Raw genomic sequence first — 21,347 nt, 5'->3', positions numbered from 1 at the left:
ATGTATTGACGTTGCTTTGTTGTTTCGACATCTGCGGCGGAAACCCTTCTTCACTTCACCCCCTCACAATTCTAACGAACCGTGGAGGGCTTATTGTGGAGATATGGGCATCTCCGAAATTCTAAACGAACCACAGAGGTCTTATTTAGCCGAAATAGGCAGAAATGAACGGGGTTTGGGGTAAATACGACTATGTCGCTTGCATGATGCGATCCGGCCAAGAGCTCCGAATGCACGACAAAAAAGGCAGCCGCCTCGGCTGCCTTCATACTTTCGCGGTTGCCTTCTCATGAATCTTTATGCCGCTTTATTAGTCTTAACATCCCAGCCGCCTGTGATTGGCGTACGAACGCCCCTCGCATCCGTAGACCAGAAGGTCCACTTGATCTTCTTATAATTAAGCTTCACCGTTTCGTCGGTATCATTAAAGGTATAGCCGGTTATCGCCACATCTTCAAGCTCAAGCACTAGGTAAGGGAATTGACTTCCCGTCCCATCCTGACGCGTAAATACAAGCTTGCCCTTCGGAATATGTACGCCTTTCATGGCAGTCATCATGATCGGAATCGAGGCTGCATCGGTGGCTTTGGTAATGGTGAGTTCTGAGAGGCTTACTTTCGAGCTTCCACTTCCGGCACCGACAGTACCAGAGCCCAGACTGGATAAGGAAAATGAAGCTCCCGTAACGATACTCCATTTCTCGTAGCCTTTAATCGTAGAATCGCCAGTAATCCCATCCAGCTGCAGCACAATGTTAAGGTTACTTGGTGCTGCCGCACTTGCCGGAACAATGCTGAACGTAGCTAACCATAAACAAGCAATCAAGACGGACGATAGCAGCTTCTTCAAGAATGATCACTCCTCCTTCAATATAGATACATTATGTATCAACGGAAGAGTTATGACAATAGGTACCGAGTCGGTGGGCAGTCACATTATTTCTTGTTGTATAACTTCTCGAGTGCTTCACGCTGCGGCGGTTTAATGTTGATTTTGGCGCGAATGTCGATTGCCTTCGCTTCTGCTTCCTCAATTCCGGCTGCTTGCGCAAGCTCGATCAGCGTTCCCACTGCCACGACGCCTGTGCGGCCACCGCCGCCTGCACAATGAAATGCAACTTTCTTACCGCTCTTATACGCACCAACAACTTCATCAATCGCTTGCTTAAATAGGAGGTGGTCTTCCGCCGTATTGTCGCCAAGCGGGATTTGAATCCACTCCACGTCTGCACCTTCATAAGCACAGCCTGTTGCCTCGGCACGCAAATCGATTACGACATCAACCTCTTCGTTCTTGATCATATCCTCTACATCCGCTGCCGCTCCCATGAAGATCCGATCTTCGATTAACGCTTGATAGTTATTCTGTTTCTGTGACATGGTAGTTGCCTCCTTCGATAATCCCCCATTTGCAGATGCTCCAATAATAGCATAAATGAACATAGACAATAACGCACCATTCGGTAGAGAAGAATCCTCAGGAAGTGGCCAGTGAATAAATAAAGGTGGCAACAAGGATTTCATTCTTGTTGCCACCTTTACTCTCTGCACACAACCGTTACTTGAGCTCGATCCACGAACCAAGATCCGTAATATGATGAGGGAACGACTGGCCCAGCTCGGTGAAGATTAGGCTGTAATCCGCGTGACGTCCGCGCCGTATCGCCTGAAGCCTAATCTTATTTCTCCCCTGACGCAGCTTAACCTCAGAGTGATGCCGGTTCTCGGCTGTCCACCAATCATGGTGATCGGCCTCGCTGATTAATTGATCGTTAATCCACAACCGATAGGCCTCCGTATGTCCGAATATGATATTGACCTCTCGCTCCTCCGGAAGCTCGATCTCCCGCTCCGCGTATACGACGCAAGGCCCCTGGAAGCCGATCAGATCAGAAACCGAGAATAAATCTTCGGTCACATTCACGATCCGGTAATCCTGCGGATCGACAAGACTCCTATAATCTTTGGTTGCGTCCGCCTTCGTATTGAGATGGAATTGCCGCGTCAAATCGGCGACTTCGTCCCTTGTGCCTTGGAAAGCGCCGTAATACCACTCGCCGAGCTCCGTGCGTGGAAGGTCGATATGATTTTCCCAGAACGGTCCGTACACCTTCCAGACCTGTGCGCCGTTCAGTCCGAAGACAAAGATAGACTCGCCAAATGCAGCCGTCAATAGGTTTTTCTCGGATAGATAGGTGATCTGCTCCGGTACGCTTACCGTGAGCGATACGGATTTGGTCTCCCCCGGCTGTAGAACGATATGCTGCGAAGTCCAATCACTCAGCCAGCCGTCAGGCAAGTCGACTTTCAATTGATCCACAGCGACAAACTCCGTCTCGTTTGACAGACCAATGGCGATCGTTTTGCTTTCACGCCATCCAACGACTGGAATCCCCTGATAATCCACGGAGATCACTATGGAAGGCTGCGGCTGGTTCGCTGGAATGGAGCCTAGTCCAACCGGTATATCGCTTACCTCTATCCGATCATTAAGCTCCCCCAGGATGGTCAAGCCCGCAACGCAAGTATCCTCAGCCAAATCAGCCAGCTGGTTAGAGCGGCGAGTCACTTTCACGTCAAGCTTGTAGCTCGTATCGTAGAAGGCATGCTTCTCAATTAAATAACGCGCTCCATATATAATGCCTAATAGAGCCCCCGCCGTTGCGCAGCTGCAGTCGGTATCGAAGCCGCAATTGAGCGCGATCATCGTCGTTTCAAGAAAATCCCCTTTGCCGTAAAACAAACATACAAACGTAAATCCGATATTCTGATAGAGGTTCGTACAGTCCGGGTGACCGTAATCGCGAATGATTCGAGAACGAACCTGCTGCCAGGTCAGGTCCTGTGAGCACCATGCCATCGTATCTTCCACTAGTCTGCGTATTCTAGAACCCACCGGCAAATAAACCATGCCATCTCGAAGCAATTTCATGAGATCATCTTCGACGAAGGCCATCGCTTCAACTGCAGCCAAATACTGCTCCGCATAGATGGAATCACCTTCATGGTCCAGCATGCCATCACGCCCGGCAAACTCGGCTGCGAGCTCGGGATTGCCCGGAGCGACACAAGCCCATATTTCGGAACGAATGGGACAGCCCATTCCGTTGATATAATAGCGATTATTGAAAGCACCCGATACAGGCGGATAAATGCCGCGATTATAGTTTTTCTTGAACCAGGCATATTCTCCGGGCACGAAAGGATATCGCTCGTAGAAGGCCTCGGCCAAGTCCATCGAGGTGAAATAAACGCCTTTCTGCTCAAGTACATGCAGCCATAACACCTGTAGATCCAAGTCGTCATTGGGAAGCATTTCGGCGATTGCCCGAGGGTCATATTCGTAATCGAACAATTCCTTCCTGCCTTCGAAAGGCGCACCGATCGTACCGGCTATGCTTTTGCCGAGCCATGCCCCGTACACTTTATCGAGATAGTTCTCATAGGTTAATTGGTAATTGGCCATCATCGCTCTCCCTCTTGTCCTTGAATTCGCTCTTGAAGCTTAATCGTGACAAGCTCTCCTGCTATCATCGGAATGGCTTCTCCTGCTGCATCCTCCACCTGTTCCTTCAGACTCTCATCCAGTAAAGCCGTGCAAACATCCACATCAACGAGCGAGCTTTGAACATGAACACGCCCCGATTGTAAAGGATTCCACAGGCGGGCAATCCACCCGCTCCGATCCTCGGCTTGCTTGAGACAGCTCATAAACAAGTCCTTTCCCCCCGTAGATTGAAAGGAGAATAGTGAGCCACAAGACGGCCAATTCCCATCATGCTGCAGCGTGGCTTCCACCAATAGAGGCGTGCGATAATCTGAAGCTTTTCCCAAACATTCTCCTTGCCGCCAATCCCCTTCATGGGGAATTAACGCATATTCGAACCGATGCGGACCTTGGCACTGACCGCCCGGAGCCGGATAATTGGCGCCTGCCGCTTGGCCGACGCTGCCTGCCGACCGAACTAAAGTAAGCTGCACCGTTGTTCCTCTGTCACCGCCATTTACTGCTTCATATGCCGGAAGTCCTTTTGTCGATAGGCAGAGCCCTTCTCGTCCATCCGATACATCAATAAACTCCTGAAACGGCTCATCTCGCCACTCTCCTCCGGCAGCTCTGACACTCCGATCCACAACATGAAAATGATCGTATGCCGCAACCGACTGCGTGTGCAGACCGGTCTCGAAAGCGACTCTCAGCATATGATCCTTGCAGCTATTATTCATATCCAACGCAAAGTCGAGCCTCTCGATGCCCGCATACAAAGTTGCATACATCGTCATAGAAACTTCCGCCTGCACAGAGGATCGTTTACCATTCACGTTCGCTTCAGGCAGCGCCCAGTTCATCTCGGATCTATATACAATGCGATCCGGAGCCTGTTCATGAAGCTGCCACTTCGCTCCGATCGTCCTGGAATCGCGCTCATCATAGAACGCAAATTCATGATGATCATATAAGTCGCCCGTTTCTTCCCGATCCACGAAGTAATTGAGATTATGATATTTGCGGCCTGTGCGCTTATAGAGAAGGTCAAATGTTCCATCATCGTGGAAAAGAACCCGAATAGCTTCGTTCTCCATTCCGTCTTCACACAATCGGAGTGACGCCGACGGCGACTCAGCTTCGTTCTCCATGCCGGCTGGCTTCACCCAATAAGTTCGATATCCGGTTGCGGGAACTTCCTCAGCTATAAAAACAATCTCCAATACCGTGAACACCTGATTATCCGCGCGCGTATCCTCGCTGGTCTTCGAAATTAACACAGCCAGCATATCGGCAGTCATATATTCGCTTTCCAAATCTTTATTCTTATCGACGATATGGCGGATTCTCGCCGGAATGGTTTGCCCCTTCTCATCGACCAGCAGATACGCATCATGCTTGAAACGCTTCGGAACCCGTACATAACGCTTCACGGGGCCGGCATGCATGCGGCCGAGCGGGTTCACCACCACGACTGCGATCGCGTTATGATCCGAAGAGGCGGTATCAATAGCTCCTATCAGTTGGTGAAGTCCATCCTTGATTAGATAGGCTCCGGTGTTCTCTATTTCCTCGAATCGATTCCGCATATCTTTATGAACTTGGTCCAGGCTGCAGCCGCAGATGGAATCATGCGGGTGGTTTGCAAGCAGCACCTTCCATAGGTTCTGAATGAGCCCCTTGGGATAGTTTGCACCGCTTGCGCTCGAAGCCATCACCCACAATGGCTCTATTAATCGCTGCAATAGAATTTCGCTGGCATCGTTCTGCTGCTTCAAACTCATATAAGAAGATAACGTGCCTACCAAATCCATCGGAAGGCCATCTGAGCCTCTCATCTCTCCGGCATACGTGGACAATCCATCTGCCGCTGCTGCAACCGCAGCCAGATAATCTTCCGGCATCGCGTACTTGAGCTCATATTCCTCTTGATGCTGATTGATATAATCGACAATCCCCGGCAGGGATGGCCGAGGCTCCATGTGGTCAATGCCAACGGACATGTACAGATTCGGTGTAGCCGCCTTATCGAGCTGCTTCTGCGCCTCCTCAAGGAAGCTGCCCAACGTCATCTCCGCATCTGGATCAAGTGAAGAAGGCTGGCTAATATCGGACCAAATATCCGGATAGCTCAGAAAAATCCCGTGACTATACCCATGGTTGGCCGCCAAAACCTTCGAACCCGCCGGACCCTCCCACCAGAATTCATACTCGGCCAATTTATCATCCCAGCGGGGACGTCCGCGCCCAAACGTGGCATATTGAATCCCAAAGCCATTCAGAATCATCGGCAGGCTTGCAATGCTTCCGAAGGAATCCGGCACATAGCCGAGCATCATCGGCCTGCCGCGCATTTGCCGAATCAAGTCCATGCCGATCAGCAAATTCCGAATGGCAGACTCTCCATTCTCCAGAAACTGATCCGCAAGCACATACCAAGGACCGGTAACCAGCCTGCCGGATTCCATCAGCGCAGCGATCCGTTCCCTCTGTTCCGGCTTAATCGCTAAGTAATCTTCCAGCACAATTGCTTGCCCATCGAGCAGAAACCGATACGTCGGATGTTCATCCAAGATGTGCAGCAGCCGATCGATCAAGTTGACCAAGCGAACCTGAAATTGGCCTTTCGTCATGACCCATTCTCGGTCCCAGTGCGTGGTTGGTGTAAGGAACATCTTTTTTTTCTCCATTTGGACCTCCATTTGTTCAAAAAAAAGGCTGCCACCTTCTAAGCAACGACAGCATACTCCAGCTGACATTGTTTAGAGGAGCAGCCCTCTTCCGCTATATTATTGTGCTTGCTTCGACGCTACGAACGCCGCTGCTTGTTTCTTCACTTCTTCTACTACCTTCTCCGCACCGGCTTTCTTGAATCTTTCAATCAGGTCGGCTACTGCGGCGTCTACGTCTTTGACAAGTCCCATTTGGATCGGAGCAGAGTACTGCTTATCGATGTTCACGATGTTCGCAAGCTCTGTCTTGATGTTGGTCGTGTCGACGTTAAAACCGTTTAATAAGTATGGCCCTGCTTTCTCGAGCAACGCTTTCTTCGTGTCGATATATTGCTGCGTATAGCTTTCAAGCGGCGGCCATTGGTCGCGGTTGTTGGACCACCAGCCTGCGCCGTACATCGGATATGGATTCGGATCGGCTTGAGCGACAACCAGCTTGCCGTCGCCATTAAGCGTATAGTTCTTGCCTTCGATACCGAACGCAAGCAGCATGTTATATGCTTTGTCTTGGTGCAGCAAATCGATGGCCATGAGCGCTCTTTCGTAATTCTTCGTTTTCGGCGAGAATGCAAAACCGTTGCCCGTAGCAGGACGCGTCATGACAACGCCGCTGTCCGTCAAGTTGTTGACTGCGCCAAGCTCCCAGCCTTTAGCGATCATATCGGAGCTGTATTGGGCATAATTCTCGAATGCGTTCGCCCAGTAGCCGGATTTGCCTTCTTTTGCAAGGTCGGACGCTGCTGTTTTCTGAGCAAAAGCATTCTTAGGCAGCAAACCTTTGTCTGCCCAATCCTTCATCGTTTTGGCAGCTTCGATAAACTTCGCTTTGAAAGCGTCGTCGAGCAAGCCCGTAATCGTGTAGGACGGATCGTCCGGGAAGAAACCCGTAATATAATTGGCTTCTTTAAGCACATAGTTCTTCATCAAGCCGCCGAAGATACCTTGAATATCGGAAGCAGAACCGTCAACCGGAAGCATGCCTTTCTCATTGTCTTTCAGCGCTTGGAAGTAAGCGCCCAAGTCTTTGAACGTTTTGATTTCCGGGACGTTGTATTTCTTGCGCAGATCTTCACGGTAGAAGCCCGTACCTACGTCCAATTCCTTGAACGTTTGCGGAATCATGAAGATTTTGCCGTTTACGCGGGCATCGGTCCATTGGCCTTCCGACGTCGCCGATGCCGTAAGCGGCATAAACTTGCTTACGTCGTCCATCGTGATTTCGTGATAACCGCCTTTGGAAGCGTTGGAGCCGTAATTGATGTTGCCGTAGATGACATCCCAGTCTTGCGGAGAAGCCAGTACGAGCGGGTATTTGGTATTGATGTCTGCGAATGGAATATAAGTCAGTTCAATCGTAGCATTGATGTCTGCTTCGAGCTTCTTGTTCACTTCAGCCATAACCGCTTCGTTGTCCTTCGGCGCTTCGCCGAGAAGCACGAATTTAAGCGTCACTTTATCCAATTGCGGCTTCTCTGTGTTGTCGGTTGCTGTGTTATTGGTGCCTGCGCTGTCGTCCGTGTTGCTTGCCGCTGCGTTGTTCTTCGTCTCATTGGCAGGCTTGTTGTTTGCTGCATTGTTGCTCGCATTGTCATTCTTGGAACAAGCGGACAAGATTAACATCAGGCAGAGCGTAAGCGATAAACTCAGACTCAGTGCTTTGGATTTCTTGCTCATCTTTGTTTAACCTCCCAATTATTGAATGAACTATGTTAAACCGCTTGGAGCGGAATTAACCAAAATGACTAGCCTTTGACTGATCCAATCGTGAGGCCGGCTACGAAATACTTCTGTACGAACGGGTAAGCGAATACGATCGGCCCCGTGGCGACAACTGTCAGAGCGAGCTTCACCGTTTGCTGCGGGAGTTCGATCGCTGAAGCAGCGCCGTTATTCTGCAGCATTTGCTTCGCGAAGGTCGTGGAGCTCAGAATCCGGTATAGCGTGTACTGCAGCGGAAACAAGTTGTCTTTGGTGATGAACAACGTTGCCGTGTACCAATCGTTCCAATAGCCGAGGGCGATGAACAGCCCGATCGATGCAAGCGCCGGCTTAAGCAGCGGGAACACGACTCTCATAAAGATGGAGAAGTCGTTCGCTCCGTCGATCTTCGCCGATTCGGAGATGGAATCCGGAATGCTGTTCGCGATATAAGTTCTCAGGATCAGGATGTAGATGACATTGAACATCCCATTCAAGAGCAGAATCATCATCGTATTGCGCAGCTGCAGATAATTGGACATCAGCAGGTAGTAAGGCACCAAGCCTCCGCTGAACAAGGTCGTAAAGAAGAGGTAGAAGGCCATTCCATTGCGGTATTTCACATCTTTTCTGGCCAATACATATGCGGACATTGATGAGAAGTAGATGGATATTGCGGTACCTGCTATCGTCAGAAATATCGTGACCAGGTAACTGTGAAAGATCTTCTCCGGCTCCAGAAAAATGAATTTATAAGCGCCAAGATCAAAGGTCCGCGGAAGAAGCGAGTAGCCATGCTGCAGGATCGAGCTCTCGGATTGGAAGGATCCCACAAGAAGCATAATGAACGGCAATATCGTGGCGATGCCGACGAAACCTACGACGATGAATGCGATGATATTGAAGGTGATGACGTCTTTTCCCATTTTCATAGCTTTGATCCGCCTTCCTGCTCGAACAGTGAGTGATTAATAGAGCGCATAATCGCTGTTCCATTTCTTAACGCCCCAGTTAACCGCATAGATAATGAAGAAGCTCAGAACGGATTGGTACACGCCGCCGGCGGAAGCCATTCCGAAATCATTCGCGAAGATCAGGGAGCGGAAGACGAATGTATCGATAATATCCGTCGTATCTGCCAAGAGACCGTTGTCGCCGATGAGTTGGTAGAACATATCGAATTCGCCGCGCATGATTCTGGACAGTCCGAGCAGCACCAGCGTAATGATGGTCGGCTTCAGCATCGGAATGGTAATGTACCAGATGCGTTGAAACAAATTCGCGCCGTCGATCTTAGCCGATTCGTAGCTCTCACTATCGATTCCCATAATGGCCGACAGGTACAGCACGCTGGAGAAGCCGATTCCCTTCCATACATAGAATAAAGGCAGAAGGAAAAGCCACAAATTCGGATTGGAGTAGATGTCGATCGGCTCTGCGCCAAGCGACTTCAACCATGAGTTAAGCGCGCCGTAATCATAATTAAAGATATTGTAGAAGAACGCCGAGACGGTAACCCAAGAGATGAAGTACGGCAGAAACATGAACGTCTGCGCCGTCTTCTTGAAGTATTTGCCCACCATTTCCGCTATTAGGATGGCGACGATAACCGATAGAATCGTGCTTACCGTCAGAAATACGAGATTGTAGAGCACCGTGTTCTTCGTAACGAGCCAGAGCTTGCCCGATTCGAAGAAGTATTTAAAGTTTTCGATTCCATTCCATTTGCTTCCGAAGATACCGCCGTCGTAAGAGTACTCCTTGAATGCGATGACGATCCCCGGCATCGGAAGATAGGCCAGCACGAGAAAGTAGAGCCCGACGGGCAGAAACATTAGATAGAGAATACGGTTTTTCATAATCTCGTATAGGAATCCCTTTTTCTTCAGAGCCCTTTGCATTCATCCACCTCATACCTCATGTCGTTTATTGGTTACGCTTTCATAATAAAGCGTTTTCATAATCCGTGCTACGAGAGAAAATTACGATCCCTTTGCAATCTTACGCAACATGGCAAAGTCATTTAGACAGCGAATGCCCGTTTACAACATAAAAGCCGCGCTCCCTGAAGCCGGTAAGGCTTTGGGCGGGGCGGCCTTACATTTACAACGGCAAATCGATTATGACTGTAACTCCCGATCCCTCGTTGCGTTTGTAGACAAGGCCATACTCTTCCCCATAGAGCAGTTTAATTCGCTTATTGATATTGTTAGCGCCATAACCATGGAAGGGATCCGTTCGATCTCGATTGAAAATACGCTCTAGGTTCTCCTGAGAGATGCCTACCCCGTCGTCTTTTACCATAATGACAAACTTGCCGTTGCTTGTAGCTGCGCTGATCGTAATCGTTCCCGTTTCGCTTTCCGTCTCCAGAATGCCGTGAATGATCGAATTTTCGACGAGCGGCTGCAGCGTGATTTTGGGCATCGGATGATCGTAAAGCGCTTCCGAAATATCGATTACCAGCGTGATGCCATTCTTGAACCTTGCGTTCTGAATGTCAATGTAGGCGGCGATATGCTCCACTTCATTGCGTAAGGAGACGATGTCCTCCCCTTTGCTCAAGCTGAGTTTATAGAATCTTGACAGCGATTGGACCAAATCATAGATCCCTTGCTCCTGAATGCGCATCGCCTTCCAGTAAATCAGGTCAAGCGTGTTATAGAGAAAATGCGGATTAATTTGCGCCTGCAGCGCTTTGAGCTCCATCGACTTCACTTCTTGCCCGAGCGCATATTTCTCATCGAGCAGTTGCGTAACCTTGGCGATCATCGACTTGAAGTTCCGCGATAATTCACCAATCTCATCCTTGCCCTCATGCTGGATGTGGAGATCGAAATCCCCCTGCTTCACGCTCTTCATCTGCGCGATCAAACCGCGGATTCTGCGCGTACCCGACGCAGCAGCAAGGAAGGCCAGCGGCAGCAGGAACATAGCAATTAGGAACGCAATGAACAGCATCTGCTTCATCGCTTTCTTCTGGGAGCCCAGAATCTCCTTGTATGGGGTCAAGCTGACCAGATACCAATCCGAATCATCAACCAGCTGTGCCCCTACCAAATATTCTGCATCGTCAAAAACCCGCTTGCCCCAGACTCCCGCCTTGAACTGATCATTCGTGTTTCCTCTCAGAATGCCCGACTTAAACGACAGCAAATCTGTATTCGCATGGGAGGAATGGACCAAGATTTCGCCTGCTTGGTTGATCAGGAATACGGAAGACTCCTTCGTAAACGCAACTCGATCCAAGATGGATTCGAAGATGCTCTTCGGCATATCGACACTAAGCACCCCAATGACATTCTGGAAGCTTTCATTATCGAAGATGCTTCTTGCGATGGTAAACGTCGGCGTCTTCTCCTTCTGCAAATCATTCAGCCGGATCATGCTTGGGAAAACTTCAAAGGTGGTGCTGCTCTTATTCAAATTCGCATACCAGGCGTTGTCCGCGATCCGCTTGGTGCTCATCACATCATCGGTTTCGTTCGTGCTCGCAACAGCCTGAGAGGTATACAAGCTTGTTTTGATAATGTCTTCACTTGGCTTCGTGATATAAAATTGCTTGCGGATTCCTTCAACATCGAAGCTCCATAAGCCGTAGCTGTTGAAGTAATAGCTGGCATTCCGGTGCAAAATATCTTGGATTTTCTCATTCGAGGCTAAGATGGTTAAGAAGTTCTTGGCCACATACAGCTTAAACTCCATAAAGGAACGGCTTTGTTCGAACACTTGCCTGGACGAATACCTTGCTTGCGCTTCAAGATCCTTGGACGAGATGCGGTAATTCACAATAATGAACAACGTGAACGGAATCGCAAGCAGCAGTAAATATTGCAGAAAAAGCTTATAATGCATCTTCAAATCGCGGTAGATGTTAACTCTCATAGAGCAGCTTCATCCTATACTCGGATGGTGTGGAGCCTGTGTATTTCTTGAACAGCGTTGAGAAATAATTCGTGTCCGTGAGCCCAATCTCGGTCGTAATATCGTACAGCTTCTTATTGCGGTCCTGCAGCAGTCCTTTGGCTTTCTCGATTCGCAGCTCCGTGATGAATTCATTAATCGTACGGCCGGTTGATTTCTTGAAAAGAGCGCATAAGTACGTTTGGCTCAGAAAGGTGTGCTCGGCGATGGTTTGAATCGACAGCTGATTGCTGTCATAGTGGCTTGCGATATACTTCTTGATCTCATCGACCTTCTCGATGCCGCCTGCCTTGGTCTCCGACTTCTGCATCGTCATTTCGATATTCGAGCGCAGAAATTCGGCAAGCTCGTTAAGCGTAATTCGCGTATCGACTTCCCGCCACATATAGGTCGCCTCTTGCTCATCGCCTGAATCGGCCGCATCCCACTGCATGGTCACTTCAAACAGAATCCGCAAATAATTGAAATAAAGGTTTCTGATCTTATTCGTATCAGGGTCTCCTGCTGCGGCGATTGCTTCTGTCATCTGATTCACGTAAGCGATAATAGATTCAGGCGGGTCACTTCTGAGTATTTTCTTAAAGCGGGTATAAGCGGACTTGTCCGGCTCATAACCGGCAGGCGCAGCGGAATGCGAGAAATAAATACGATTCGTTCCCGAATAAAATTGACGCTTCGCTGCTTCGGACGCATCCTTGTACAGCACGGAGAATTCATCGGTTCGGGCCGTTTGATTGCTGCAGCCTGCGGTCAGTGTATAAGCGCCTTGGGCAGCCTCTTGGAGCCGGTTCAGCAAATGCCGGGCGAAAGTCTCTGCACGCTCAGGCTGCGATTCGTCGTCATCATTCGCGATGATCGCCAAGCGTCTATCGCCTACGAATCCGGCGATATAGCTGAGATCGCTATCGGCAGGCGTATGATTCAGCAGGTGCAGTATGCGCTGCTTCATCAGCGTTTTCTCATCTTCTGCTGCGGTAGAGGACCAATTAAACAGAAACGTATAGACGCGGTAAAGTTCAGCATTCGTTAATGGCAGTGTGCTGGAGTCAACACGATCCATCCATACGGAGAGATCCGTTTTGTTACAGATCACATCCACGACCATTTCTTCGCGCCGGTACTGGATATCTACGGTTTTATTTGCTGCATGTACAATCTTCTTCACCACCGCAGTAAACAGCGTCTTCAATTGCTCCATGTCGACCGGCTTGTCCAGATAATCGACAGCATGCAGTTGAATCGCCGATTTCAAGTACTCCTTGTCCGAGAAGCCGCTAAGGAATACAATCTCGCATTCCGGGTAGAGGCTGCGGACCCTCTGTGCCAGCTCAATGCCATTCATCTTCGGCATGCGTATATCGGTCAGCAGGATCGACGGCTTGAACTTCTCTGCAAGCGCAAGCGCCGCAATGCCGTTCTCCGCCGAATGCGCCTCTGTAATTCCCCAATCGGACCAGGGCACCAGCTCCATCAAGCTATCACGTGTCGTCTCTTCATCATCGACTATCATTAAGTTAATCACCCTGCTCCCCCTTCCCGTAACCGCTTTCAGCAACTCTATTATACAACTTTATTTTTCATAGTTGCATAGCAAAACCGCATAATTGGTAGGTTGGTAAATACAGTTAATAGGTGGATTTCATTGGGGTTTTTATAAATAAAAAGCTGCCACGGAAGTCTATAGGTAGACTTCCGTGGCAGCTTCGACTCATTGCTGCGGCGGCCATACAATCGTTCCACTGCGGTTCATATAGCCTGGTATATAGTCCCGCGAGTTCGGAACGTTAATATACACCTCTGCCAACTCCCCGGCGAATGAAGCCGCCCATTCCAACTGTTCCTTGATCACAAACTTGCCGGACGTGTTGATAAAGCCGTATTTCTGCCCCGTGCTTGCCGGTGCCAAGCCGCCGGAAAAGGTTCCGCCCGCTCTAATATTCTGGATGACCTTCTGTCCCTTCTTGTTGATATAGAAGGTAACCCCGTTGCGTTCGACGAACGCCAGCCCTTCCGAGAACGGCTGCGCCATCGAGAACTGCGGCTTCAGTATATACGTTCCGGTCTTATCGATATAGCCGTATTTGCCATTCTCATACACGGCGGCAACGCCATCAGAGAATGGTGTCGCATGGGTAAACCGCGGCGTTACCACGAGCTTTCCTGCTGTGTTGATATAGCCGAACTTGCCATTGGAAGCCAGCTTAACGGCCGACATTCCCTCTGCGAAGTCCGAGGTGTAGCTGAATTGATACGGAATGACTAGTTGACCCTTCGTGTCGATGAAGCCCGAAGCTTTACCGAGATTCACGCGAGCCAATCCCTCGGAGAAATTGTACGCATTCACATAGATCGGCTGTATCGCGGTCTGTCCCTGGCTGTCCTTAAACCCATACCGAAGCTCAGACTTCCCATTAGCTCCTTGAATCTTGGTTGAAAATAACGTTCGTCCATCGTACATCAAACCGCATGCATTTAATGGACATTCAAACAACTTGACTCCTGCCAGGCTGTAGTACGTCTGTTTCTTCTCTGCAAGATTCGTGATTACATACGGATTCCCTGGCTTGTTGTCGTACCATACACCATCATAGATCGGCGCGACTACCGGCTCTCCTTTGCTATTGATAAGACCATATTTACCGTCTACTTCAACGCGATACAGTCGTTCCTCGGCTGCGTCTGACTTCTGTACAGCTGCCGTTGGTTTACTAGCGACAAGTGGCTCTGCCTGTCCATGCCCCAGCGAGGTAAATCCCGTCATCGTAAGCATCATTGCAGCAATGGCTGCGCCCCGTTTCAGCATGTGTGATTGCCCTCCCCATTTCCCAATAACATCTAGATCTCTCAATATCTAGACGCATCAGATCGAGAAAAGTGTGCAGTTGATTGGAATGCCTTTCATTGCCACAAGCTAATGCGCTCGTGTGTCTTACTGCTGAGCCCATTTATCTCCGAAAGAACAAAAGAAACAGGCAGCCGAGATCCATATCTCGGCTGCCTGTTATTCGTACTAATAGAAGATCACTATTAGAGCAAACCCTTTTCTTTCAAGTTCAAGTAGCTGACTGTCGCCGTCTCGATACCTGTAAGGTTACGAAGCTGATCTTGCTCAACCGTCATCCATTCCACACCGATTTCGGTGGCGGCTTCAATCGACGCTTGAATGTTGACGACGCCGGTACCGACAGCCGTCCACTTGCCGACCACATCTGTGCCGTACACATCTTTCAAATGAATGGCCGGTACACGGCCCGCCATCTTGCGAAGAATATGTGCCGGATCTGCGCCGCCGATTGTAATCCAAGCCACATCCATCCGGAAGAAGAGATGCTTCGGATCCGTATGCTCAGCCAGAATATCCAGGGAGTATACGCCGTTAAACGTTCTCTCGAACTCATGCGCATGGTTGTGATAGCAGAATCGCAGACCTTCAGCCGCAAAACGAGCGCCTGCCGCATCATACAATTCAGCATCGCGCAGCAGCTGATCTCGATTATCAACGACGTCCCACCAGAACGTAACATCCTTCGTTTGCAAAGCGTGTGCTTCACGAATTAAGCGATCGACTTCCTTCTCGTCCTTGAGCAGTTCCTTGCTAGGTACGCTATGCGTGGCTACTTGCAGGCCCAATTCGTGGAAACGTGCGACATTCGCATCGACATCTCCCTTGAGAAGCTCGCCGCCGCCCTCGATTCCCTTATAGCCAATGTCAGCAACCCGCTTCATCGTACCCCAGAAATCCTGCTGTGCTTCTTCATGCACGATTCCAATTAATCCAAGCTTCGGTCTTGTCATGGTTCGTTTCCCGCTCCTTTATTTAGCGAATTGGCCGTTATTAAGCATCGTGATAAAAGGGCTGTCCGTAACGCCGGTAAGCGGAAGCTCTACCCGCGCGTTGCGTCGAACCGACTCATACACTGCGAAAATAATTTCCGAAGCGCGAGTGGCCTTCTGATGCGAAGCTTCAGGCTCTTCGCCTGTCTCCAAGCAGTCGATCGCATGACGGACATATCCGATCATTTGATCGGACATCGAGGACAGCTCCATCTCAGGTTTCCAAGACGAATCGTCGTAGTTGATTCCTTTGACGATTTGTCCGTCCCACATGACTTCGATAAAACCTTCGGTGCCAATGACGCGAACGCCGGCCCAGATCTTCGTCATATCCTGACTCGGTTCCCATGTATCGATGGAGCCGGAATAGAGGCTGGCTTGTACGCCGTTCGCGAATAGAATTTGTCCGGTCGCGCCGCATTCGGACGGCACGTTGAACCAGTTATAGATTTCGGTCGTATCGACTGCCCCAAGCACTGTCTTCGCAGGCGTTTCGTCCATAAAGCTAATCGCTTGGTCAAATGTATGGATACCGCAATCGAGCAGATTAGGAGGTGAGTACAGGTCTAGGCGGAGCACCTGACCGATTCGGCCTTCTTTGATATAACGACGTACCGTTTGATTCCCTTTTGCGAAACGACGTTGCAGCGAGAAGGTCAGCTGGCAGCCGAACTCGTCTGCGATCTTACCCATCTCCTGGCATTCGCCCCATGTTGCCGACATCGGCTTCTCGCACAGTACGGCCTTAACGCCCGCTTCCGCACAATCGCGGAAAACCGGCAGATGCAGCGGTGTCCAGAGACAGATTAGAACAACATCCGGCTTCTCCTTCTCCAGCATTTCTTTATGATCGGTATAAATAGCAGCTTGGAATCCAAACTCAGTATTCAGCGATTCTGCCGAAGCTGTTGATATATCGGACAACGCAACAACCTTTAATCTGCTGTCGGTTTGTACCCCGATTGCGTGTTCATGCGCACGTTTGCCACAGCCAATAAAAGCTACTTTATAAACGGATGATGATGAGTTCACTTCGTAATCCCTCTCCCTCAAACTCGATTCTCACAGACGATCCTACACGTTATTGAAACGTTTCAACATACCTCAAGGATACATCAACAGTTACAGCGCTTTCAACCCAATTTTTTCAAATCGGTGGAGAAAATTTTTAAAAACCTTCCGCTATCTTGGCAGCCATTGTCGGTGCTTGTTGTAACAGTTATGTGCTGGCAAACCTACGCGGTTATATTTAGGCATGCATCGCTTCTTTCTGACTATAGGTGCGCAAATCTGGGAATATCATGCGAAAAAGCGCATTTGCTGAAGCCGCGGATGCGTGTTGTGGCTCTCAGAGCTACACATCCGCATGAAATCAACGATCGCGGCAAATGTGTGGCTCTCTGTGCTACACATCCGCGTGGAATCTGCGATTGCGGCACATGTGTGGCTCCCAGTGCTACACATTCGAGTGAAATCACCGATCGCGGCACATGTGTGGCTCCTAGTGCTACACATCCGCATGAAATCAACGATCGCGGCAAATGTGTGGCTCTCTGTGCTACACATCCGCGTGGAATCTGCGATTGCGGCACATGTGTGGCTCCCAGTGCTACACATCCGCGTGGAATCACCTCGATTCCGCCAATGTAGCTCCCCAGACCAGCTACTTTCTCCCATTGCACCACATTCCCGCCAATGTAGCCACCCAGACCAGCTACTTCCCCCCATTTCACCGCACTTCCGCCAATGTAGACTCCTAGACCAGCTACTTTCCCCCATTTCACCGCATTCTCGTCAATGTAGATCTATCTAAAGTGATTCGTCTGCTTTCCTCTATGTTTAAATAATCAAGGTGTACAAGTTCTGGAGGGAGAGGAAATACGTTGGACCACAAGAGCAACAATATCACATGGCATCACTCTAACATTTCAAGGGACGATCGGCAGAGTCGGAACCGTCACAGAAGCTGTACGTTATGGCTGACGGGGTTATCCGGCTCGGGTAAATCTACGCTGGCGTTCGCACTGGAGAAGGAATTGTATGCAAGAGGAATCGCATCTTACGTGCTCGATGGGGACAATATCCGTCATGGGCTTAATCGCGACCTCAGTTTCTCTGATGAGGATCGACAAGAAAATATCCGCAGAATCGGTGAACTATCGAAGTTATTCGTGGATGCCGGCTTAGTCGTGCTTGCGGCGTTCATCTCTCCGAATGAGAAGGACCGAAACATGGTGAGAGAGCTGCTTGGGCCGGGGGATTACAACGAAATTTACGTGAAATGTTCGCTGGAAGAATGCGAGAAGAGAGATCCGAAAGGCTTGTATCGGAAAGCTAGAAGCGGACAGATTCCCAACTTCACGGGCATTAGTGCGCAGTATGACATCCCAAGCGCGCCTGAACTCATCATCGATACGGAACAGTTAACAATAGAGCAATCTATTACAGCGATTATCCAATACCTCGATGAACGAAATTACCTCATCGGCCATTAATCCTCCTCTGCTATAAGTCCCGTCGACGACACCACATTAAATAATAAGGGAGCTAAACAGCTCCCCATCAGGCTGCCCGAGAACGACTCGACAGTCTCTTGTTTTTGTCTAAAAAAATGTAACGGTTGTCAGCCGTTAAGGCACAACTTTATCCGATTGAAAGTGCAGCAGCTTGCTGAACGTACCTTTCATATCCGCAGACAGCTGCTGATAGCCGCCTCGCTGAATCACTTCCCCTTTCTCCAGAACCACGACTTGATCCGCGCTGCGTATGGTCGACAGCCTGTGAGCAATGACAATAATGGTCATTCGCCCTCTTAAACGGTCAAGCGCAGCTTGTATCTGAGCTTCATTCTCGCTGTCCAAGCTGCTTGTTGCTTCATCGAGAATCAGAATACTCGGCTTGCGTAATACCGCCCTAGCCAGAACGATTCGCTGTCGTTCCCCTCCCGAGAGTCTAACCCCACGGTCACCCAGTACGGTATCCAGCCCCTGCGGCAGATTGCGCACAAATTCATCCGATGCAGAGAACTGCAGCGCCTCCCACATTTGGGCTTCCGTCGCTTCCGGAGCGGCAATCAACAGATTCTCTCTGATGCTTGCGTGGAACAAGAACGGATCCTGCGAGACATAACTGACGGATCTCCTCAGCGAGAAGCTGTCGTCTCCGGCCAGATTACGTCCATCTACAAGGACCTCTCCCTCATCCGGTTGAATAAGTCCAATGATGATATCGATCAAGGTGCTTTTCCCTGCACCGGATTTTCCAACGATTGCTGTCATCCGATTCACCGGAATGGACAGATTAATATTCTGCAAGGCATAGGAGGATTGGCTTCCTTGATAACGATAAGTGATACCGCGGCACTCAATTCCTTCCTCCATACGAATCGTTTCACCGTTTAATGAGGCGTTATCGGCATCCAATTCTTGTGCCAGAGCACTATCCTTCTGCAGATCCGCAAGACTCTTGAATGCGGGCAGCGATTGCGCGATTTGCTCCCAATTGGCTTGTAAATTCGAGAATTTCGGCCACAGCCTCGAGAAAATGATAATGATCAGCATGAGCTTCTCCGCCTGCACATGAAACATTTCCAGCGATACGTATACGAATAACGTAATGATGATGACGGAAGCTACTTTATAAATGTATTGAGAGGTAGCCTGCGTTTTCCCAAAGTGAACGAGGTTATATTCCATTTTGCCGCTAAGCGCACGGAACCAAGCCAAATGCTGTGCTTCGGATCGATTGCTCTTGATGTCTTTCATTCCGTTAAAATGATCGGTCATCCCACCCATATAATGCTGAGCAAGCTCGGAGGTCTCGTCGCCGATGCTTTTGGACCGTTTAATGAACCGGCTTGAATATACGGCAAGCGCGATACCGCAGATCAGTACCATAACCGTCAATTGTGTCGATAACCATAATGCAAAGCCAATTTGTACAGCGGTAAACAGAATCGTGGTCATTAAACGCATCGCCAGATATGCACCTTGGCTGACGCGCGCCAGTTCATTGGTCATCACGTTATAGAAATCGGATCGTCTTCTTTGCAGATAGAACGCCCACTTGGCCTGCAGCAAGCTCTGATAGATTTCCATGCGGAGGTACCTGATAAACCCATGTTGAATCTCCAGATTCAAATGCGTTTGCTTTCGCTGCATTTGCGCTTGACCAGCGATCAATAGAATGAACCCCCCAAGAACAACAAGCAGTCTCATTCCTTCCGGTATGGCCTGCAACGGTTTTACCAATACAGCAACAAACGGGATACCATCCGTATTCAAATCCAAAATTCCTATCAACCCCAGCACCGGAACCAATAGAAAAATGCCGATCCCCTCCAGAAAGCTGATCACCATCATACCGATTAAATTGAAATAGAGCTTGGTTCCGGCAAATCGATGCAATTTCTTCAAATAAAGCAGCAAATGCTCCAATTTTTGTCTCCCCCCTTATCCTTGCGATATCCGAATTCCATCTTCAACCGTATTCAGGATACGGCTTACCAAATCGTGGACGGTAAATCCCGAAGCCGATCGGCACAATTGGTACATGTTAATGCGATCGACGATGGCTACCGAAGCAGAGAAATGCCACTGATCCAAGCCAAGCTGAGGAATCAGAAAATGACGGTAAGTATGATAACGGACGGTGGGAAGTCTCTCAAGTCCTTGGAGATGGCGAAGTTCCGTCCCGCTCCTGTCCGTCTTCACGAGTTCGAAGATACCTGCCAGAGGGACAGGTTCCTCGCAAAACATTGACGCTGCCGGTATAGCATATTTAGTCTCATACAGCGGAAGATATCGATCGGATTGCATCCCAAGCTTATCAATGCTTTCCTGCCAAAGCTTCTGCTGCGGGTAAGAGGGAATAACGACGGGAATTCGGTCGCGATCAAACGTGACGGCAATCACATCGTCGGTAAGGAGCGGATAGCCGCGTTTTAGAAATGCGGCGGCAAGGGTGGATTTACCCGCGCCGGAATCGCCGACGAACGCATAGGCCTTGCCGTTAATGACAACGGCGCTTCCGTGTAAGGGCATCAGCTTGCGCTGGAACAGCAGCACGCCCATGCAGGTTCCGAGCAAGTATAGCCGTACAACGGTATCCTCCGCTCCGATATTCGGAGAGACGGTGATCCGGTTCCCTCCACCGACTCTGTAAATGGCCGTGCCTTCTATGTTCAGCATAAAATCATCGCCGTCAAGAGCATAATAATCATCGCTGTCGATCCCGCTGCGTTCTTTCCAGGCTTGATTCAAGTCATCCTTGTCGATATAAACTTCCGCTTCACACGTTTGATCCGCATCTCGAAGCAGCTCCGGCAAGGCGAGTTCACTTGCTATCGTCAGCCCAAAAGCGCGATAAATCGTTCGTTTAACAGCAGGGTTCATCTTTCCTCACCTCAATTTCAGCAGCGTATCAACAACTACTTAGAATAAGAAACTCGAAGAGGCCCCTATACGCTTTTCTTCGTATAAGGACCAAGTGATTTGCCATGGATCAGGTGCTTTTAGGATTCAAAAACGTGTCCATTGTTAGAACCTTTGCCGTTCTTGTCCGGGAATACACCGTTTGGTCCACCCATCGTCATGTTGACGTCGAGTACTTCCAGCGTCGGTTGCTGCCATTCTTTCTGCGCTTGCTTCTCCATATGTATCACCTCCTCTCAAG

Annotated in this window: 16 protein-coding genes; 1 reads left to right on the top strand and 15 read right to left on the bottom strand. The window is 49.5% G+C overall.

The window, feature by feature from the left end; genetic code table 11:
• Positions 1-297: 297 nt before the first annotated feature.
• The 12 genes from BLW29_RS16010 to BLW29_RS15955 all read right to left on the bottom strand — a co-directional run bounded on the left by BLW29_RS16010 (position 298) and on the right by BLW29_RS15955 (position 16,706).
• Positions 298-849, bottom strand: coding sequence for an Hcp family type VI secretion system effector (locus BLW29_RS16010; RefSeq protein WP_090981318.1), 552 nt, complete (start codon positions 847-849; stop codon positions 298-300).
• Positions 850-935: 86 nt separating this feature from the next.
• The gene (locus BLW29_RS16005; RefSeq protein ID WP_090981316.1) at positions 936-1,379 is read right to left on the bottom strand and encodes a protein-tyrosine phosphatase family protein; all 444 of its coding nucleotides are present in this window, start codon (positions 1,377-1,379) and stop codon (positions 936-938) included.
• A 178-nt stretch (positions 1,380-1,557) separates the two neighbouring features.
• Positions 1,558-3,468 (bottom strand): ADP-ribosylglycohydrolase family protein, encoded by a 1,911-nt coding sequence (locus tag BLW29_RS16000; protein ID WP_090981314.1) that lies wholly within the window; start codon positions 3,466-3,468, stop codon positions 1,558-1,560.
• A complete protein-coding gene (locus BLW29_RS15995; protein ID WP_177186663.1) occupies positions 3,465-6,176 on the bottom strand; it encodes an alpha-mannosidase in 2,712 nt (903 codons plus the stop codon). The genes BLW29_RS16000 and BLW29_RS15995 overlap by 4 nt, the downstream gene beginning before the upstream one ends.
• Positions 6,177-6,275: 99 nt before the next feature.
• Positions 6,276-7,892 (bottom strand): ABC transporter substrate-binding protein, encoded by a 1,617-nt coding sequence (locus BLW29_RS15990; RefSeq protein ID WP_090981310.1) that lies wholly within the window; start codon positions 7,890-7,892, stop codon positions 6,276-6,278.
• A 68-nt stretch (positions 7,893-7,960) separates the two neighbouring features.
• On the bottom strand, positions 7,961-8,848 hold the full coding sequence (locus BLW29_RS15985; protein ID WP_090981308.1) for a carbohydrate ABC transporter permease: 888 nt from the start codon (positions 8,846-8,848) through the stop codon (positions 7,961-7,963).
• 36 nt (positions 8,849-8,884) lie between these two features.
• On the bottom strand, positions 8,885-9,775 hold the full coding sequence (locus tag BLW29_RS15980) for an ABC transporter permease (RefSeq protein WP_256208665.1): 891 nt from the start codon (positions 9,773-9,775) through the stop codon (positions 8,885-8,887).
• A 244-nt stretch (positions 9,776-10,019) separates the two neighbouring features.
• Positions 10,020-11,801, bottom strand: coding sequence for a cache domain-containing sensor histidine kinase (locus tag BLW29_RS15975; protein ID WP_090981304.1), 1,782 nt, complete (start codon positions 11,799-11,801; stop codon positions 10,020-10,022).
• Positions 11,791-13,362 (bottom strand): response regulator transcription factor, encoded by a 1,572-nt coding sequence (locus BLW29_RS15970; RefSeq protein WP_090981301.1) that lies wholly within the window; start codon positions 13,360-13,362, stop codon positions 11,791-11,793. Before BLW29_RS15970 ends, BLW29_RS15975 begins: the two co-directional genes overlap by 11 nt.
• Before the next feature lie 186 nt (positions 13,363-13,548).
• Complete coding sequence (locus BLW29_RS15965; RefSeq protein WP_090981299.1) at positions 13,549-14,643, bottom strand: WG repeat-containing protein; 1,095 nt, start codon at positions 14,641-14,643, stop codon at positions 13,549-13,551.
• Positions 14,644-14,867: 224 nt separating this feature from the next.
• Positions 14,868-15,635: a sugar phosphate isomerase/epimerase family protein gene (locus BLW29_RS15960; RefSeq protein WP_090981295.1), complete on the bottom strand. Its 768-nt coding sequence runs from the start codon at positions 15,633-15,635 to the stop codon at positions 14,868-14,870.
• Between the two features lie 18 nt (positions 15,636-15,653).
• A complete protein-coding gene (locus BLW29_RS15955; protein ID WP_177186662.1) occupies positions 15,654-16,706 on the bottom strand; it encodes a Gfo/Idh/MocA family protein in 1,053 nt (350 codons plus the stop codon).
• Between the two features lie 851 nt (positions 16,707-17,557).
• Here BLW29_RS15955 and cysC point away from each other — a divergent pair.
• The gene (gene cysC / locus BLW29_RS15950) at positions 17,558-18,169 is read left to right on the top strand and encodes an adenylyl-sulfate kinase (protein WP_090981291.1); all 612 of its coding nucleotides are present in this window, start codon (positions 17,558-17,560) and stop codon (positions 18,167-18,169) included.
• Between the two features lie 135 nt (positions 18,170-18,304).
• Here cysC and BLW29_RS15945 read toward each other — a convergent pair whose 3' ends face one another.
• The 3 genes from BLW29_RS15945 to BLW29_RS31180 form a co-directional block, all read right to left on the bottom strand.
• Positions 18,305-20,110 carry an ABC transporter ATP-binding protein gene (locus BLW29_RS15945; protein WP_090981289.1) on the bottom strand — a complete coding sequence of 602 codons (1,806 nt, stop codon included), beginning with the start codon at positions 20,108-20,110 and terminating at the stop codon, positions 18,305-18,307.
• Between the two features lie 15 nt (positions 20,111-20,125).
• Positions 20,126-21,067 carry a phosphoenolpyruvate carboxykinase (ATP) gene (locus tag BLW29_RS15940; protein ID WP_090981287.1) on the bottom strand — a complete coding sequence of 314 codons (942 nt, stop codon included), beginning with the start codon at positions 21,065-21,067 and terminating at the stop codon, positions 20,126-20,128.
• A gap of 119 nt (positions 21,068-21,186) precedes the next feature.
• Positions 21,187-21,327 carry a paeninodin family lasso peptide gene (locus BLW29_RS31180; protein WP_143044417.1) on the bottom strand — a complete coding sequence of 47 codons (141 nt, stop codon included), beginning with the start codon at positions 21,325-21,327 and terminating at the stop codon, positions 21,187-21,189.
• Positions 21,328-21,347 lie beyond the last annotated feature (20 nt).

This window comes from Paenibacillus sp. CF384, from assembly GCF_900106745.1.
Classification (GTDB): Bacteria; Bacillota; Bacilli; order Paenibacillales; family Paenibacillaceae; genus Paenibacillus_Z.
This window is presented reverse-complemented; position numbering and strand designations above follow the sequence as displayed.

Coding starts and splice junctions, on each gene's coding strand:
- BLW29_RS15960 (WP_090981295.1), bottom strand. CDS start 15,635: ATGACAAGACCGAAGCTTGGATTAATTGGAATCGTGCATGAAGAAGCA.
- BLW29_RS15940 (WP_090981287.1), bottom strand. CDS start 21,067: ATGAACCCTGCTGTTAAACGAACGATTTATCGCGCTTTTGGGCTGACG.
- BLW29_RS16005 (WP_090981316.1), bottom strand. CDS start 1,379: ATGTCACAGAAACAGAATAACTATCAAGCGTTAATCGAAGATCGGATC.
- BLW29_RS15995 (WP_177186663.1), bottom strand. CDS start 6,176: ATGGAGAAAAAAAAGATGTTCCTTACACCAACCACGCACTGGGACCGA.
- BLW29_RS31180 (WP_143044417.1), bottom strand. CDS start 21,327: ATGGAGAAGCAAGCGCAGAAAGAATGGCAGCAACCGACGCTGGAAGTA.
- BLW29_RS15965 (WP_090981299.1), bottom strand. CDS start 14,643: ATGCTGAAACGGGGCGCAGCCATTGCTGCAATGATGCTTACGATGACG.
- BLW29_RS15985 (WP_090981308.1), bottom strand. CDS start 8,848: ATGAAAATGGGAAAAGACGTCATCACCTTCAATATCATCGCATTCATC.
- BLW29_RS15990 (WP_090981310.1), bottom strand. CDS start 7,892: ATGAGCAAGAAATCCAAAGCACTGAGTCTGAGTTTATCGCTTACGCTC.
- BLW29_RS15975 (WP_090981304.1), bottom strand. CDS start 11,801: ATGAGAGTTAACATCTACCGCGATTTGAAGATGCATTATAAGCTTTTT.
- BLW29_RS15980 (WP_256208665.1), bottom strand. CDS start 9,775: ATGAAAAACCGTATTCTCTATCTAATGTTTCTGCCCGTCGGGCTCTAC.
- BLW29_RS16000 (WP_090981314.1), bottom strand. CDS start 3,468: ATGATGGCCAATTACCAATTAACCTATGAGAACTATCTCGATAAAGTG.